Genomic DNA, 16293 nt, shown 5'->3' with positions numbered 1-16293 from the left:
TACCAGCGCCGCCCGTCGACAGTCCCCCGCGCCTTACCTGGCCCAATTCCTGCGTACTCCACACCCGCCAAGTCGCTACTGACTACGCGGACGACTCTTTTGAGCCCCGCCGCCCAACCCCTGCCCCCGATAATCAATCATCCCCCTACCACCGCCGAGGCCTTCCCCCATGACGAGCCCCTCCACCGAACAGGTCAGCCCCCAAACCCTGCGACGCGTGATCATCGCCGCCGGCATCGGTAACTTCGTCGAGTGGTTCGACTTCGCCGTCTATGGCTTCCTCGCCACCACCATCGCCCAACAATTCTTCCCCAGCGGCGACGCCAGCGCGGCGTTGCTCAAGACCTTCGCGGTATTTGCAGTGGCCTTTGCCTTCCGGCCTCTGGGCGGGATTTTCTTCGGCATGCTCGGCGACCGGATCGGGCGCAAACGCACGCTGGCCATGACGATCTTGCTGATGGCCGGCGCCACCACGCTGATCGGCCTGCTGCCCACCTACGCCGCCATCGGCGTGGCGGCGCCGATTCTGTTGTCGCTGATCCGCTGCGCCCAGGGCTTCTCCGCCGGCGGTGAATACGCAGGCGCCTGTGCCTATCTGATGGAGCACGCGCCGAGTGACAAACGCGCCTGGTATGGCAGCTTTGTGCCGGTGTCGACCTTCTCTGCCTTCGCCGCAGCAGCCGTGGTGGCTTATGCGCTGGAAGCGTCGTTGTCGGCCGAGGCGATGGGCAGTTGGGGCTGGCGCCTGCCGTTTCTGATCGCCGCGCCGCTGGGCCTGGTGGGACTTTACCTGCGCTGGAAGCTGGATGAGACGCCGGCCTTCCAGGCGGTGAAGCAGGAACACGCGGTCGCCCACTCCCCGCTCAAGGAAACCCTGCGCAACCATGGTGCGGCGATCTGCTGCCTGGGCGCTTTTGTGTCGCTCACGGCGCTGTCGTTTTATATGTTCACCACCTACTTCGCGACATACCTGCAAGTGGCCGGTGGTTTGAGCCGGGCGATGGCGTTGCTGGTGTCGCTGATTGCACTGATTTTCGCGGCGGCGATTTGTCCGCTGGCGGGGCTGTATTCGGATCGGGTGGGGCGTCGGGTCACGGTGATGACGGCGTGTGTGTTGTTGATCGTAGTGGTCTATCCGTCGTTCCTGATGGCCAGTTCCGGTTCGTTCGCCGCGTCTGTGGTCGGGGTGATGTTGCTGGCGGTGGGCGCGGTGCTGTGTGGGGTGGTCACGGCGGCGCTGCTGTCGGAGACCTTTCCGACCCGCACGCGGTATACGGCTTCGGCGATTACTTACAACATGGCTTACACGATCTTCGGCGGTACGGCGCCGCTGATGGCGACGTGGCTGATCAGCACCACGGGCAGCAACCTGTCACCGGCGTTTTACCTGATTGCGGTGGCGTTGCTGGCATTGGCGGGCGGGTTGGCGTTGCCGGAGACGTCGCGGATTTCGCTGCATGAGGTGGGCACCGAGGAAAAAGGCGCGGCGGCAGTCTTGTCGCGTTAAGTGAACACAATACCCAAGACAACAAACAGCTCCCACACTGGAGTCTCTTGGTTGATTGGATCGCCACTCCCTGAGTAAACAGTGCGAACGAACGCGGGTATGATCCAGGCTGACCCGGCCCGACTGGACCCACCCTCATGCCCGCCTCCCAAACCCGCCCCACCCCCGCGCCATTGCTCAAGCCCGGCGAAACCGTGGTGCTGTTCGACGGCGTGTGCAAGCTGTGCAACGGCTGGGCAAGGTTCCTGATTCGCCATGACCGCGACCACCGCGTGCGGTTGGCGGCGGTGCAATCGCCCGAAGGTCAGGCGCTATTGGCCTGGGCCGGGCTGCCGCTGGATCAGTTCGACACCCTGTTGGTGATCCGCGACCGGCACTATTGGGAGCGTTCGGAGGCGGTGTTCGAAATCATCGCGCAACTGCCTGCGCGCTGGCGCCCCTTGCTGGTGCTGCGGGCCATCCCGCGCTTCGTTCGGGATTGGGCTTACGACCGCATCGCGCGCAATCGCTATCGGCTGTTCGGAAAGTACGACACCTGCCTGTTGCCAGACCCGGACCATGAACGGCGGTTTTTGAATGACACGACAGCTGACAGCAGCAATTAATCGCCTTCCCAACAGAGCCTGTGTGACCTGCTCAATGTAATCAAACACCTCAGACTGAACCGAGTATTGATACTGCTTACGGCGGTTCTTCGAGACTGTGCCGTTATTGGTCAGACACATCATCACAAGGTTGGGTGGATCAGAAAACGGGAAAGGCGCCCGTTACCGATGCTTAAGGGCCAACAGCAGATCAACAAGGAGCGTCAAATAATGGAGCTATACACCGAACGGCTTTACATGCGGCAACTGGAAGCCGGCGACTGGGACCTTTTCCTCGCGTTACACACCGACCCGTCAGTGATCCAGTACGTGTGCGACGCCCCCTGCGAAACCGAAACCCGAGAGAAATTTGAATCCCGGTTGCCGCAATGGCTGCCAGGCGCCAGCCATTGGTTGTGCCTCGTCGTCTTCGACCGGCACAGCGGTTGTGCCGTTGGGGTCACGGGATTAAAGCTGGCAACCGATGAAGAGGCGACGGCAGAAGTCGGTTACCTGTTTCTCGCCGGGCATCAAGGAAAGGGCTATGGTTTTGAATCCCTGCAACAGTTGATGAAGTATGCCCACGAAACGCTTGGGCTGAACACGCTCACGGCCGTCGTGACCGAGGGAAATACTGCCTCTTGCCGCCTTCTTGAGAAGTGCGGCTTCCTGTTTGAGCAACGTCATTGCGACGCTTATCACATCAATGGGCAGTTACTTGATGACCTCCTCTACCGGCATCGGATAAGCGAGTCTCTGGATAACGGTCAATAGAATCCTCTACGTAGATCTCAAGTACCGATAAAGCGTCTGGCGACTGATCTCAAAATCGCGCGCCAATTTGGATCTGCTTTCTCCAGCGCAGGCGCGGTCAATCAAACTGACAACCTGAGTGTCAGACAGTTTTTTCTTGCGACCACCGTAGGACCCGCGATTCCTGGCGGTAGCAATTCCAGCGGCCTGTTTTTCCCTCGCCGCAGTGCGCTCGAACTGCGCGACCAGTTCCATGACCGCAATGATGGGCTCCACCACTTCAAGGCAGTCATGCCGGAAAATCAGGTTTTCGTTGGAAAACTCCAGCGTTACCTGCTTTTCAATCAGCCGGCGAATGATGCTGCACAGCTGCTCGGTACTGGAGGTGAGCGAGGCCATGCTGTCCACGACGACAGTGTCCCCGGGCTGCAGGTAGCGAATCAGCCGCTCAAGGCCTGCGCGATTCGCCGCATTGTCTGCACGCTCATCGCAAAACATTGCGTCAAATACATCAGGGCTTGTTATTTCCTCTACCGCGCCCTCAGGTTCTTGTAAAGAAAGCCGGAAATATTTGATGCGATGCAATCTCATGGTGCCTCCTTGGCAATACTTGTACAAAGTCGTTTTGTACTTGTACAAACTGTAACTAAACCATTAATTCCTTACACCTGTAACACTGAACCCACCCAAAATACACAGTTGCAAAGACTTGAACTTACCTTATCATTTTAAAACCTGCAATATTCCTAACAAGTGCAAGAAAAACAGTCGATTTCACTTTTACCGAATGACCCGCGTGAATTCACGCAGTGAATTCGTATGCCCGCTGTTTTATAGCCCGAAGCAAGCAGAGGATGAATTGATGAACGTCATGGAAAACGCGATAGACATTGATCGCCTGACTACCGATCAGGGAAAGATTGATCATGTAACCCGCAGCATTACCGAGCATGGGAATTACCTGCGCAAACGTTATCCGATCCTGCAACACCAGAATGCTCTGGGGGCGAGTGTCATGGTGTTTTCCCTGGTCGGGATGGTCGTGACGGGAGGGCTCTACATAAAGGGTTTCATCCCCGCCTGGACGTGTATCCTGATCAATGCGCTGCTCACGTCGTTCATTCATGAGATCGAACATGACTTGATTCATCGGCTTTATTTCCGAAAGCAGCCGCTGGCGCATAATGCCATGATGTTTTTCTGCTGGCTGGCCCGGCCGGGAATGCCGAGTCCCTGGTTAAGACGCAATCTGCACTTTCATCATCATAAGGAATCCGGAACGGATACGGATGTCGAGGCGTGGATCACAACCAGTGGCAGCCCTTGGGGAATACTCCGCTTATTGAAACTGATCGACGGTTTTGTATTTGGTTTTCTAAACGCGGTTTTTGCGCCGGGATGGCGGCAAAAGGTCAGATTGTTAGGCAGGATTATCCGACTCAATACACCTTTCGGGCTTTTGTACTGGGGGTGCTGGTATGTGTTCCTCGGCTACCACCTGTATGTGTGGGCGGGGTCATTCATGGGCCAGGATATTCAGAGTTCGGCTGCGACGCTGGAGTTCATGAATGTCATCAATAGCGTGGTAGTTATCCTGATCGCGCCCAATATAATCCGGCAGTTCTGCCTGTTTTTCATAAGTTCAAACATGCACTATTACGGTGATGTTGCCCCGCGCAATGCGCTACAACAAACACAGGTAATGAACCCTTGGTGGTTGTGGCCGTTCCAGATGTTCTGTTTCAACTTCGGCAGCACTCACAGCATTCACCATTTCGTGGTGAGAGACCCGTTCTATCTTCGTCAGATGACGGCACCTTATGCGCATAAAGTCATGGCGCAGGCCGGTGTCAGGTTCAATGACTTCGGCACCTATAAACGTGCGAACCGTTTTTCCCTGGGGCACTCTCAAACTCGGTCGCGGGGGTGAGTTCATGAACGCGCAAGGGATGTGTGCGACGCAGTTCGACGCCGTCAGGCAGGCTTTCGAGGAGATGTTTGATGATCCGCAGGAGCGTGGGGCCGGGCTTTGTGTGCAGGTAGACGGCGAGAGGGTTGTCGACCTGTGGGCCGGCATGGCAGATCAGGCAGGCACGAAGCCTTGGGCACGCGATACGCTGGCCAATACCTTCTGCGTTATAAAACCCTATGTGGCGGTGGCCGTTCTGATGCTGGTTGAAGCGGGCAAGCTGGAGCTGGATGCGCCAGTGGCCCGCTACTGGCCGGAGTTCGCCCAGCACGGGAAAGCCAAGGTCACTTTGCGCCAGGTGATGAACCACACCGCAGGCCTGCCGGCGCTGCGGGCACCCGACCATAACGCCATGATGTATGACTGGGAGCATATGGTGCGGGTGTTGGCGGCCGAGCCGCTTTGGTGGGAACCGGGAACAGACCTGGGGTACGGCACCACCACGTTTGGCTGGATTCTCGGTGAGTTGATTCGTCGGGTGGACGGACGAGATCCCTGTGTGTTTATCCACGAGGAAATTCTGGAGCCCCATGACCTGGACGTTCACCTTGGCGTGGACGAAAAACACTTTCATCGCATTGCCCGTTTCGACAGCGCCACGGGGCGAGTCGGTGATCCTTACTCGCAAGCGTTGCGCACCGTGCTGAAAAACCAGCCATCGCACATCGCGACATTGGCCTTCACCAACCCCGGGATGGTGCCCAGGCGAACCAGTGACCCGCGCTGGTGGGCCTATCGGCAACCGGGTGTGTGCGGGCATGGAACAGCTCACGGCCTGGCCGGTTTCTACAGTGCGTTACTGGCGGGACACTATATCGGTCGCGAGCTGCTCAGTGAGTTCACGCGAGAGCACAGCCATGGCATGGATCGGGTATGGATGCGCCCCATGCGTTATGGCTTGGGCTGCATGCTGGAGCAACAACGCGACCCGATGGCTTCCCACGCAATGGGCCCGAACACCTTTGGGCATATCGGGCTTGGCGGCCCGATAAGCTTCGCCGATCCCGAAAAGCGCGTGAGCTTTGGTTTTGTTACCACGACCTCAGGCAGCCATACGATGATTGATCCCCGCGCTGGCCGGCTATCGTCCCTTGTCTATGGGGCGCTTTGAATTCACGCTCAGGGCGACTGTTTTCCCCCGGGCTCCAAAGAGGGCCTGAAGCAGCGCGGTATTTTTTCAAACTGCCGCGCCCCTTCCGTGCCCCCTTCCGACTGTATTTCAGCGCAGGTTCAAGAGTTCTCTTCGAACGATTTCGGCGCCTGCGCTTAACGCATTGAGCTTGCCTCTCGCGACACCACGAGACAAAGGAGCCATGCCACAGTTAGTGCAAGGATAGAGCTTGTCGGCGTCCACAAACTGAAGGGCTTTGCGTAGCGTGTTGGCGACTTCTTCCGGGGTCTCAATGGTATCGGATGCCACATCAATGGCCCCTACCATCACTTTTTTACCGCGGATGAGCTCAATGAGGTCCATTGGCACATGGGAGTTGTGACATTCCAGCGAAATGATATCGATGCTGGATTTCTGCAGCTTTGGAAAAGCCTCTTCATACTGACGCCACTCCGAGCCCAGCGTCTTCTTCCAGTCCGTGTTGGCCTTGATGCCATAGCCATAGCAAATATGCACGGCCGTTTCGCATTTAAGGCCTTCAATGGCCCTCTCCAGGGTGGCGACGCCCCACTCATTCACTTCATCAAAGAAAACGTTAAAGGCCGGCTCATCAAACTGGATAATGTCAACGCCGGCAGCCTCCAGCTCCCGAGCTTCTTCATTGAGAATTTTGGCGAATTCCCAGGCCAGTTTTTCACGACTCTTATAATGGTTGTCATACAGCGTATCGATCATGGTCATGGGGCCAGGCAGCGCCCATTTAATGGGTTGATCGGTTTGCTGACGCAGAAACCTGGCATCTTCAACAAACACCGGCTTTTGCCGAGTAACCGCACCCACCACCGTCGGCACGCTTGCGTCGTAGCGATCACGAATTCTTACGGTCTCACGCTTCTCGAAATCAACGCCGCTCAGGTGTTCAATAAACGTAGTGACAAAGTGTTGGCGGGTTTGTTCGCCATCACTGACGATATCAATGCCGGCGTGCTGTTGTTCTTGCAGCGCCAACCGCAGGGCATCTTGTTTACCCTCGACCAATTCCTCGCCTTGCAACTTCCAGGGCGACCAAAGTGTCTCGGGCTGTGCAAGCCAGGAGGGTTTTGGCAAACTGCCAGCCGTTGACGTGGGCAATAGCTTTTTCATGATAGATGACCTTGTATTATTAATGATTTAAAAGGCGCAGTGGGCGGACCATTGCTCAAGCGTGGCCTGGTAGGGCTTGATGAAGTGCTCCTCAACAAATTTGCCCTGCTCAATCGCCAGCCGGCTACGTTCCTCTCGATCATAAACAATGAGCGTCAATGAATAATCCTGGTGTTTCAAACTCGGCTGATAGGACTTTCCTGCGGCGGAATTCGCGTTATAAATCTCGGGCCGGTAAATCTTCTGGAAAGTGTCCATCGTGCTGATGGTGCTGATAAGCTCAAGAGTGGTGTAATCACTGAGCAAGTCGCCAGAAAAATAAAAGGCCAAGGGCGCAACACTGTTGGAAGGCATGAAATAGCGGACCTTCAGCCCCATTTTCTTGAAGTACTCATCCGTCAACGAGTATTCATCCTGCTCGTACTCAATACCCAGCACCGGGTGCTGGTTTTCAGTCCGGTGGTAAGTCTTGGTATTGGAAACGCTCAGGCAGATGACCGGCGACTTTTTAAAGTTATCCCTGTAAGCACTTGAGTTCACGAAGCACTTGAACAGCTTGCCATGCAAGTCTCCAAAATCATCTGGCGTACTGAACGTTGGCTGATCCTTGTTATGCCCCAACAACACCACGCTGAAATCATAGTCCCTCACGTAGGAGGAGAAGTTATTCCCTACAATGCCTTCAAATCGCTCATTGGTTTTTCGATCAACGATATTCGTTTTCAATATTTCAATCAACGGAATGGCATGACTGCCGCCTTCAGCGTCAATGTCCATCTCAACAGAGATGATTTCAAGCTCGACGGTATAACGATCCCCCTTGGGATTATCCCAGTGGGCCAACGCATTGAAACGGTTGTCGATCATTCTCAACGTGTTGCGCAAGTTCTCCTGACGGTTCTTCCCTCTCGCCAAATTAGCAAAGTTGGTGGTGATGCGCGTATTTTCCGAGGGATGATAATCCTCGTCAAAACAAATGCTCTTGATCGTAAATACAAACTCTTTATTCATTATAATCTGACACCCTGTTTTCCGGGGCAAACCTGAAGTTATCTAGCACTTTTCTGGCTTGCACCCGGCAGTCTTCATATTATCTATAATTAAGAGGTATTTTAGGCTGAGCCATTGACTGAGTAATAATGAATTGATTTCACCAACTCTTTAGCCCTCTTCATGATGGAATAGTGCTGTCACCGACTGTGTGCGTAACCGCTGCGCGGGCGCTGAAGTAAAGAGCACGTAGTGCGCCAGTTACAACGGTAGCGCCCGGTCTTGAATGACCCGCTTCATCACCAGGGTGGAGGTCAGCCGTTGCACATTGGGCAGTGTGGAAAGTCTCTCGTCGTAAAGTCTTTGGAAGGCGGGCAAGTCCTGGGCAATCACGTGCAGCAGGTAGTCCGGCTCCCCGAACAGCCTCTGGGCATCGACCACCTGCGGGATATCCATGAGTGCTGTCTCGAACGCCTCGACTGCTTGCCGGTTGCCGTCTCGGAGCGTGGCAAACACCATGGCGGAAAAGTTCAGGCCCAACGCAACGGGATCAAGCTGCGCCCGATAGCCGAGCAACACACCAGACTCTTCCAGTGCCCGCACCCGCCGATGGCAAGGAGAGAGACTCAACCCTACGCGCTCGGCCAATTCCGTGACGGAAAGTCGCCCATCCCGTTGCAGTTCAGCAAGAATCTTCCGGTCTATTCTGTCCAATCAGAACTTTCTCCCCTTACAAGACACAATAACAGCATGCTTTGAGAGCAAATTCTAACCATATTTCACTAATCTTCCTCCCGTTATTAACCACCGTGCCCCGCATTAAAAAACCCGAGGGACGGCTTTTGAAAGGACAGGCAGGATGATGAATAAAGCGGTGAGTCACGAATGGGCGCGGGGGACGGCATGAGTTTCAGTACCTTTGCAGCCTTCTGGGCGATGTCGATTCTGTTCGTCATTACGCCCGGTGCGGATTGGGCCTATGCGATTTCTGCGGGGCTGAAACATCGAGTCGTCGTACCCGCCGTGGCGGGCCTGCTGTCCGGTCATTTGATCGCCACGCTGGTGGTTGCCGCAGGTGTTGGCACGCTGGTCGCCAGCCACCCGGTGGCCCTGTCAGTGCTGACGGTGGCCGGCGCGGGTTACTTGTTTTGGTTGGGCCTCAATATGCTCCTTCGCCCCGCCGCGCCCCGGGCGGATGACGTTCAAGCGTCCGGCTCATGGACGCGCTGGATGCTCAAGGGGCTTTGCATCAGTGGCCTGAACCCGAAAGTCTTCCTGCTGTTCCTGGCGCTCCTGCCTCAATTTGCCGATGCCACGGCGCCCTGGCCCGTGCCGATGCAGATGATCGTGCTGGGGCTCGTACACACCCTCAGTTGTGGCGTTGTTTATCTGTTGGTTGGGTTTGGCTCACACGTCGTACTGCGCACACGCCCCGCCGCAGCGCACTGGGTCAGCCGGTTCTCCGGGACAGCCATGCTCCTTATCGCAGTGACGTTGCTTACCGAACAAGTGCTGGACTAACTTTCCATCAGCGAGACAGACACCATGAACAACCAACCTTCGCCGTACGGCAGCGCACCGCTCGCCCGACAGACCCGAGTCCGGATTCCCCATCTGAAACAGATGAAGAGAGAGGGCCAGAAATGGGCGATGCTCACTGCGTATGACATGTACAGCGCCATTATTTTTGAAGAGGCCGGAATACAGGTGCTGCTGGTGGGTGACTCCGCCTCCAACAATGTGTACGGCAACGAATCCACGTTGGCCGTCACCGTTGACGAACTTATCCCTCTGGTTCGCGCGGTCAGCCGTTCGACCCGGCAGGCACTGGTCATTGCCGATCTGCCCTTCGGGTCTTACCAGGCATCGTCGGAGCAGTGTTTTCATACGGCTGCTCGTTTCATGAAAGAAGCCGGTGCACACGCGGTGAAACTGGAAGGCGGGACCGAGGTGCTGCCTCAGGTCGAGATGCTCACCCGTTCAGGCATACCTGTCATGGCGCACATCGGTTTTACGCCACAGCAGGAGCATCAACTGGGCGGCTATCGTGTGCAGGGTCGTGACGAAGATGCACAGCGCCTGATAGACGTTGCCAAGGCCTTTGAAGCCGCCGGTGCATTCGCCATTTTGATTGAGATGGTGCCCGGTGATGTGGGTCGAGCGATCACCGAGGCGGTTTCGATTCCAACCGTCGGGATTGGCGCTGGCAACCAGTGCGATGCACAAGTGCTGGTCTGGCAGGACATGGCCGGACTCCGCACTGGTCGCCTGCCGCGGTTCGTCAAGCAATACGCTGACCTGCGTTCGGTACTGCACAATGCGGCAAAGGACTTTGCACTCGAGGTGAGTACAGGAGCGTTTCCAGGCCCCGAGCATACGTTTTAGCTTCCCGCCCTCACCTTTCAAGGAGCCTGTATGACAAGCCCAAGAGAACGTGCCGCCGAAGGTCTGCAGGTTGGAGACCAGTTCACGGTCATGCGTTGTTTTTCAGAAGATGACATTCGTCAGTTTGCGCAGATTTCCCGCGACTACAACCCGGTGCATTGCGACACCCCGTACGCTGCGTTGCGCGGGTTCAAGAGGCCCATAGCCCATGGCCTGCTGACAGCCAGTCTCGTCACCGAAGTGGGTGGGCAAATGGGTTGGCTGGCGACAGGCATGAGTTTCGAGTTCAAGCGCCCCGTGTACGCGGGCGACCTGATCACCTGCCACTGGCTCATCGCAGGCATCGATGAGCAAGGGCATGCAAAGGCCGAAGTGCGGATAGTCAACGCAGAAGGCATCACGGTACTGGAGGCGACAACGACGGGTGTGCTGCCCAGTGCTGAACAACGTGAACGCCTTGGTCAGATGCTCGCTGAAGGAGACCCCACCAATGGTGCTGCCCGCCCCGAGGGTTGATTGATGGAAAGGGGGCGAACGGATCGGTCTACCTCGACCGTCCATACGCCCCTTTCCCCCAGGTATTTTTTCAAAGATGAAACGCTGCTCCCGCCTCTGCGCCTTGCCCAGGCGCATCAACCTTCACCTTCAACGCAATCAACAGCGCCGCCAACAGCATCAACACACCCGCCGCAACAAACACCCCGTCAATCCCACTGAAGCTGAACATCGCGCCGCCCGCCGCCGCCCCGGCGGCAATCGCCGACTGCACCGAGGCCACCACCATGCCGCCGGCGCTTTCGGCCTGATCGGGCACCGCCCGCGCCACCCAGTTCGACCAGGCCACCGGTACACCGCCAAACGCCAGGCCCCAGAGCATCAACAACCCCACCTGGCCCGTCACGGTCGCCGGCAACAGTGCCAGGGCGAGTGCCGCCACGCCGACCAGTGCCGGCATCAGCACCAGCGTGCCGCGGGGCAGACGCACCAGTAGCCATCCGGCCAGCAGCGTGCCGGCAAAGTTCGCCACACCGAAGCCCAGCAACATCAGCGCCAGCCCTTCGGCGTCGACACCGGTGGTGCTTTCCAGGAAGGGCCGGATGTAGGTGAACAACGCGAAGTGCCCGGTGTGCACCAACACGCACCCCAACATGCCCACGGCGATGCCCGGGCGCAGCAGTACGTCGAGCACTGTCCTCAAGCGTGCGGTCCTGCGGGGTGCGAGAGACGGCAATGTGAACAGCTGGAAAACCAGGGTCACGCCTCCCACGGCAGCAGCGGCCAGGAACGCGCTGCGCCATCCATAAAGACCGCCCAAAAAGCTGCCCAGCGGTACGGCCACGACCGTGCCCACCGCGATGCCGCTGAAGATGATCGACAATGCACGCGGCAGCAGCGCCGCCGGGACCAGCCGCATCGCCACCGCCGCCGCCATGCTCCAGAAGCCACCGAGTGCGACGCCCAACAACACCCGCATCAGCAGCAGCACCGTCAGGCTCGACGAGACCGCCACCAGCAGGTTGGAACAGATCATCAGCGCACTGAAGGCCAGCAGCACCACACGCCGATCGACGCCGCGGGTCAGGCCCGGCACCAGCAGCCCGGCGAACAACGCCACCACGGCCGTGACCGTCACCGCCTGCCCGGCCAACGCTTCCGAGACGCCGAGTTCGGCCGCCATCGGCGTCAGCAAACTGGCCGGCAGGTACTCCGCCGTGAGCAATCCGAACACACCCATCGCCAACGAAAACACCGCCATCCACGCGGGTGCCGCAGGGGCGGCCTCCACACCGGATACTGCATCACACACACTATTGCTCATCACCAGACATCCTCTAAAAGTTATCGCGACCGGAAGTCTAGGTACGAAGAGCAGGATGATCTATGATGCAAAATCTTGAATCCTTTACCGAAACCCCGGAAATGATGCCTCCAGAACCGTTCGACGTGTCCTCTGACCTCATCAACGAGCTGCTGCGCGGCATGCGCCTGCGGGGTGTCGAGTACCGGCGTATCCAGGCCGGGCCGGCGTTTGGCCTGGGTTTCCCGGCCAAACCCGGGCACGCCTACTTCCACCTTATCGCCGCCGGCTGCGTCACCCTGCGTACCGAGGACGGCACGCCATACGAGCTGACGCCTGGCAATGCGGTATTTATCTCCCATGGGGGCGCCCACCAGTTGTTGTCCAGCCCGGAGGTGCCGGTGCAAGCCATCGACAGCTTTGATGCGGCGTCCCTCGGTGATGCGGTGTGTGCGGTGGATGCCCGGCTCGATGGGGGCGAGGATCAAAGCACCCTGCTCTTCAGCGGCTGCATGGAGTTTGAGCTGGGGAGTTTGCAGGGCCTTGGCCGCCTGATGCCGGACCTCATGCTGATCGACGCCAAGGGCCAGCGTTATCCGGGGCTGATGCCGATCCTGGCGGCCATGGAGCGTGAAGTCAGCAGCGCCCGCATCGGCTTCGCCGGCATCCTTGCGCGCCTGGCAGACGTGGTGGCGGCCATGGTGGTTCGAGGCTGGGTTGAATGTGCGTGCGGGAATGCGTCCGGGCTGGTAGCCGCGTTACGCGACCCGCGCCTGGCCAAGGCCCTGTTGGCGTTGCATCAACAGCCGGGGCGCGATTGGACGGTGGAGGAACTGGCGGCGCAATGTCACACCTCCCGCTCGGTGTTCGCCCAGCACTTTCAAAGCACCCTCGGCCTGCCACCGCTGCGCTACGCCACCGAACTTCGAATGCGCCTGGCCAGCCAGTGGCTGACGCTGGAGCGGTTGCCAATCGAAACCGTGGCGCAGCGCCTCGGCTATAACTCCCAGGCGGCGTTCAGCCGGGCGTTCAAGCGCGTCACCGGGCAGCCGCCGGGAGCCAGCCGGCGACAGCTGGTTTAAGGGCAGCGCTGGCATCAGTCGCCTTGAGTTGCTCGCCGCATCAAGTCGGTGAACAGTTGCAGAACCCGCTCATCCTCCACGCCCAATAAGCGGTCACCCACATAACACTCGGTCTTGCACCACCCCGGCACCTCGGTGGGTTCCAGGTGGGTGAACAGCCAATAGCCGTGCTCTCGGGCAATCTCATCGCGAGCGTTGAGCAGTGCCGCCCGGTCTGCGTCGAAATACACGTGGAGCATGTTCACCTGCGGCGTGCGCGGCAGAAGACGAATACCGGGAATCGCCTGCAGGCAGCTCGCCAGCCTCAGGGTTCGCTGATAGCAGGCCTCGAGCGTCCCCAGGCGGTGATCGAAGCGCATGGCCGCCGAGACCACCATGGGGCTCTGCTTGATCAAGGTGCCCCCCAGCCGTTGGCGCCACAGGCGTGCCTGTTGGATAAAGTCGGTATCGCCAACCAGCAGCGAGCCGGCGATTCCGCCGAGGCCTTTGTAGGCCGAGACGTAGACGGAGGAGAAACCCTCGGCAATTTCCGCGTAGGAGCGCTGGTAGTAGGCCCGGGTTTCCCACAGGCGGGCACCGTCCATGTGCAGCGGCGTACCCGAGGCGGCAGCGGTGGCTTTCAAGGCTTCCAACTCATCCCATTCAGGCAGCTGCCCGCCGATCTCGCGGGCCGGCAGCTCAACCACCAGGCAGCTCAGTGGCTCGGCAATCGCTGCCAGGTCGTCGGCCAGGATCGGTCGCAAGCGGTGCCCCACCATCACCCCGTGCAAGTGCAGCAAGGCCTGGAATGCCTGCTCTTCGTGGAGCTGCAAATGAGAGGACGCATGGATCCCGAAGCGCGGCAGCCTGCCTCGCTCACTCCAGATGTTGACTGCAATCAATTGCGCCATCACCCCGCTGGGCATGAACACCGCAGCAGGCTTGCCCAGCAGTTCGGCCACCTTGGCTTCAAAGCCTTCAATCAACGCACCGCCCCCATAATGATCATGGGACACGTTGTTGGCCTGGGCCCACTCCGCCATTTCCTGGAACCACTGGGCCGGCGTGGGCTCGGCAAACCCGCTGATCTCGACAGTGCAGGCCGCCTTGAGTTGGCGGCGTTCTTCTTCAGTGTTTGGTATCACGGTAGAGCGCCTGTGCAGGAGAAAGTAGGGGCAGGAATGTCCGGCCCCGTGAACGTATCAGTCCTTGACGAACCTGGCCATGCGCAGCCTTGAAAGATCATCATGCCCACTGACCACTACAACCCTCCCGCCATCATTCCATGCACTTTTTCGGCGTCAGACGACTGTCTTGCGCAGTGTCCACGTCGGTGCCCAGGCCTGACTCCCTGCGTGCGCTGAACTCGATCGGGTATGGCCCGGTCGGTGCCAGCACCGACTTGATTCGTGCGATAAACACCGCGTCATCCCGGGTGTAGAAGATCCACTGCCGCTGCTTTCCACCGGTCACCGTGCAGGCCCACTTCGCCAGGCCATTTTCCTTCGCCGCCGCCAGCAGCAGGCTCTCCATGTCTTCCATGGGAACACGGTCCCTGGGCTCCGGGCCGAACCGCTTGGAAAGGTATTTCCAGGTGACTTTGATCTTGAATGGCTGCTCGCGCCTTTCAGTCGCGGAGAGTGAATCAGCTCCCCTGTAAGTCATGGGAGTGGGCGTATCCGGATAGTCGGAGAGTTGGAACGTAGGGGTGCCGGCTGGCTGAATTTCTAAGTAACGAAGGCTGCCCGGATCGTTAAGCGACTTGAGCAACTCCCTGAGCAGCGCCGCGCGGTCGGCCAGACAGTTATCGTAGCCCTGGCTGTTAACCGGCCCCTGTGCCAGACACGGCTCGAGCTCGAGCGGTGTGGGCGTGTGCGTGTGCGAACTGGAGCAGCCCGCCATGAGTGCGCTGGCCAGTGCGAAGAGTCGCAGGCGGTGATGTGTGGATGCAGCTTGCAAGAGACGCCTTTCCTTGTGCTAGTGATGATCATCAGTAGCATTATTATGCCATCACCTCGCTGCGCCGCCGCAAAAGATCATGCCCACTCACCACCACAATCCCCACCAGCACCAACACCGAGCCCACAATGAACGATGACTGCAAGGTCTCGTCCAGCAACCACACACCGAACACCACGCCAAACAAAGGCGTCATGAACGACAGCACACCCAACCGCGATCCCAGGTAACGGCCCAGCATCCAGAACCACACCAGCAGGCTCAGGAACGAGAACACCACGGTCTGGAACGCCAGGCTGGCCACCGTAATAGCCGAGAAATGCACCCCGGTTTGCCCGGTGGCCCACGCCAATGCAGCCAGGATTACAAACGCCCCGGCCAGTTGATAAAACAACGTCAGTGGCGCCGGCGCTCCGGCCAGTCGCGAGCAACGAATGGTGACCGTAGTGGCGCCCCACGCCGCCGCGCCCAACAAGCCCAGCGCATCACCCAAGCGCTGATCGGCCATCGAGGCATGGCTTTCACCCGGCGCGAAAAACGCGACGATCACGCCGACAAACGCCAGCAATATGCCGCCCCACTGCACCGCCGTCAGCCGCTCACTGGGGAACCGAACGTGCAACCCGATGGCCGCAAAGATCGGCGCCGTGTACAGGAAAATCACCATGTGCGCGGCGGACGTATAACGTAGCCCCTCGCCGACGGCCACGTATTCCAGGGCAAACAGCGCGCCCACCAACAGCCCGCCGCGCCAGGTGTCGAGGTTCAAGGTCATCTTGTTCCGGCGCAGGATCAGGATCAGGCCCACCAGCACAGCGGCAATGCCGGAGCGCAGGGCGATCTGGAAGATCGGCGCAATATCCGGCGCGGCGACCTTGATCGCCACCTGCTGAAGGCCCCAGATGGCGCACATCACCGTCATGGTGACCGCAGCGGGCCCATCAATCGGCTGACGCTTCTCCACGACACTCTCCCACCCACGTTTGTATGGGCGGAGTCTGCGATCTGCGGAACGGCTGGATATAGCGCCAAA

General features: G+C 58.7%; 17 protein-coding genes. 9 read left to right on the top strand and 8 right to left on the bottom strand.

Features of this window, described 5'->3' with window-relative positions; translation table 11 throughout:
• Nucleotides 1-169: 169 nt before the first annotated feature.
• From P3C29_RS02075 to P3C29_RS02065, 3 genes are all read left to right on the top strand, one after another.
• The gene (locus tag P3C29_RS02075; RefSeq protein WP_169387607.1) at nucleotides 170-1507 is read left to right on the top strand and encodes an MFS transporter; all 1338 of its coding nucleotides are present in this window, start codon (nucleotides 170-172) and stop codon (nucleotides 1505-1507) included.
• Between the two features lie 137 nt (nucleotides 1508-1644).
• Complete coding sequence (locus tag P3C29_RS02070) at nucleotides 1645-2112, top strand: thiol-disulfide oxidoreductase DCC family protein (protein WP_275963809.1); 468 nt, start codon at nucleotides 1645-1647, stop codon at nucleotides 2110-2112.
• Between the two features lie 210 nt (nucleotides 2113-2322).
• A complete protein-coding gene (locus P3C29_RS02065) occupies nucleotides 2323-2865 on the top strand; it encodes a GNAT family N-acetyltransferase (protein ID WP_275963808.1) in 543 nt (180 codons plus the stop codon).
• 6 nt (nucleotides 2866-2871) lie between these two features.
• On the opposite strand, the gene P3C29_RS02060 is transcribed toward P3C29_RS02065, so the two are convergent.
• Nucleotides 2872-3435: a recombinase family protein gene (locus P3C29_RS02060; RefSeq protein ID WP_010175847.1), complete on the bottom strand. Its 564-nt coding sequence runs from the start codon at nucleotides 3433-3435 to the stop codon at nucleotides 2872-2874.
• Nucleotides 3436-3706: 271 nt separating this feature from the next.
• Here P3C29_RS02060 and P3C29_RS02055 point away from each other — a divergent pair, with 271 nt between their 5' ends.
• Both P3C29_RS02055 and P3C29_RS02050 read left to right on the top strand, forming a co-directional pair.
• Nucleotides 3707-4774 carry a fatty acid desaturase gene (locus P3C29_RS02055; protein ID WP_275963807.1) on the top strand — a complete coding sequence of 356 codons (1068 nt, stop codon included), beginning with the start codon at nucleotides 3707-3709 and terminating at the stop codon, nucleotides 4772-4774.
• A 4-nt stretch (nucleotides 4775-4778) separates the two neighbouring features.
• Nucleotides 4779-5924: a serine hydrolase domain-containing protein gene (locus P3C29_RS02050; protein WP_275963806.1), complete on the top strand. Its 1146-nt coding sequence runs from the start codon at nucleotides 4779-4781 to the stop codon at nucleotides 5922-5924.
• Between the two features lie 108 nt (nucleotides 5925-6032).
• On the opposite strand, the gene P3C29_RS02045 is transcribed toward P3C29_RS02050, so the two are convergent.
• From P3C29_RS02045 to P3C29_RS02035, 3 genes are all read right to left on the bottom strand, one after another.
• Complete coding sequence (locus P3C29_RS02045; RefSeq protein ID WP_169387603.1) at nucleotides 6033-7067, bottom strand: methionine synthase; 1035 nt, start codon at nucleotides 7065-7067, stop codon at nucleotides 6033-6035.
• Between the two features lie 27 nt (nucleotides 7068-7094).
• Complete coding sequence (locus P3C29_RS02040; RefSeq protein WP_275963804.1) at nucleotides 7095-8078, bottom strand: DUF1852 domain-containing protein; 984 nt, start codon at nucleotides 8076-8078, stop codon at nucleotides 7095-7097.
• A gap of 240 nt (nucleotides 8079-8318) precedes the next feature.
• On the bottom strand, nucleotides 8319-8771 hold the full coding sequence (locus tag P3C29_RS02035; protein ID WP_169387601.1) for an Lrp/AsnC family transcriptional regulator: 453 nt from the start codon (nucleotides 8769-8771) through the stop codon (nucleotides 8319-8321).
• A gap of 189 nt (nucleotides 8772-8960) precedes the next feature.
• Between P3C29_RS02035 and P3C29_RS02030 the strand changes: the two genes are divergently transcribed.
• Genes P3C29_RS02030 through P3C29_RS02020 form a run of 3 tightly spaced genes read left to right on the top strand, consistent with a single transcriptional unit; the run spans nucleotide 8961 to nucleotide 10958 of the window.
• The gene (locus P3C29_RS02030) at nucleotides 8961-9578 is read left to right on the top strand and encodes a LysE family translocator (protein ID WP_275963803.1); all 618 of its coding nucleotides are present in this window, start codon (nucleotides 8961-8963) and stop codon (nucleotides 9576-9578) included.
• 24 nt (nucleotides 9579-9602) lie between these two features.
• On the top strand, nucleotides 9603-10442 hold the full coding sequence (gene panB / locus P3C29_RS02025) for a 3-methyl-2-oxobutanoate hydroxymethyltransferase (RefSeq protein WP_275963802.1): 840 nt from the start codon (nucleotides 9603-9605) through the stop codon (nucleotides 10440-10442).
• A 30-nt stretch (nucleotides 10443-10472) separates the two neighbouring features.
• The gene (locus P3C29_RS02020) at nucleotides 10473-10958 is read left to right on the top strand and encodes a MaoC family dehydratase (RefSeq protein WP_010175864.1); all 486 of its coding nucleotides are present in this window, start codon (nucleotides 10473-10475) and stop codon (nucleotides 10956-10958) included.
• A gap of 70 nt (nucleotides 10959-11028) precedes the next feature.
• Here P3C29_RS02020 and P3C29_RS02015 read toward each other — a convergent pair whose 3' ends face one another.
• The gene (locus P3C29_RS02015) at nucleotides 11029-12261 is read right to left on the bottom strand and encodes an MFS transporter (protein WP_275963801.1); all 1233 of its coding nucleotides are present in this window, start codon (nucleotides 12259-12261) and stop codon (nucleotides 11029-11031) included.
• Nucleotides 12262-12326: 65 nt separating this feature from the next.
• Between P3C29_RS02015 and P3C29_RS02010 the strand changes: the two genes are divergently transcribed.
• A complete protein-coding gene (locus tag P3C29_RS02010) occupies nucleotides 12327-13322 on the top strand; it encodes an AraC family transcriptional regulator (RefSeq protein ID WP_275963800.1) in 996 nt (331 codons plus the stop codon).
• A 14-nt stretch (nucleotides 13323-13336) separates the two neighbouring features.
• Here P3C29_RS02010 and P3C29_RS02005 read toward each other — a convergent pair whose 3' ends face one another.
• From P3C29_RS02005 to P3C29_RS01995, 3 genes are all read right to left on the bottom strand, one after another.
• The gene (locus P3C29_RS02005; protein WP_275963799.1) at nucleotides 13337-14446 is read right to left on the bottom strand and encodes a beta-eliminating lyase-related protein; all 1110 of its coding nucleotides are present in this window, start codon (nucleotides 14444-14446) and stop codon (nucleotides 13337-13339) included.
• A gap of 133 nt (nucleotides 14447-14579) precedes the next feature.
• Complete coding sequence (locus P3C29_RS02000) at nucleotides 14580-15260, bottom strand: DUF695 domain-containing protein (RefSeq protein WP_275963798.1); 681 nt, start codon at nucleotides 15258-15260, stop codon at nucleotides 14580-14582.
• Between the two features lie 43 nt (nucleotides 15261-15303).
• Nucleotides 15304-16224: a DMT family transporter gene (locus P3C29_RS01995; protein ID WP_275963797.1), complete on the bottom strand. Its 921-nt coding sequence runs from the start codon at nucleotides 16222-16224 to the stop codon at nucleotides 15304-15306.
• Between the last annotated feature and the right edge of the window lie 69 nt (nucleotides 16225-16293).

It is taken from the genome of Pseudomonas sp. 1912-s (assembly GCF_029269205.1).
In the GTDB taxonomy this organism is placed as follows: domain Bacteria; phylum Pseudomonadota; class Gammaproteobacteria; order Pseudomonadales; family Pseudomonadaceae; genus Aquipseudomonas.
The sequence above is the reverse complement of the archived record's forward strand: the minus strand, read 5'-3'. Positions and strand labels throughout refer to the sequence as shown.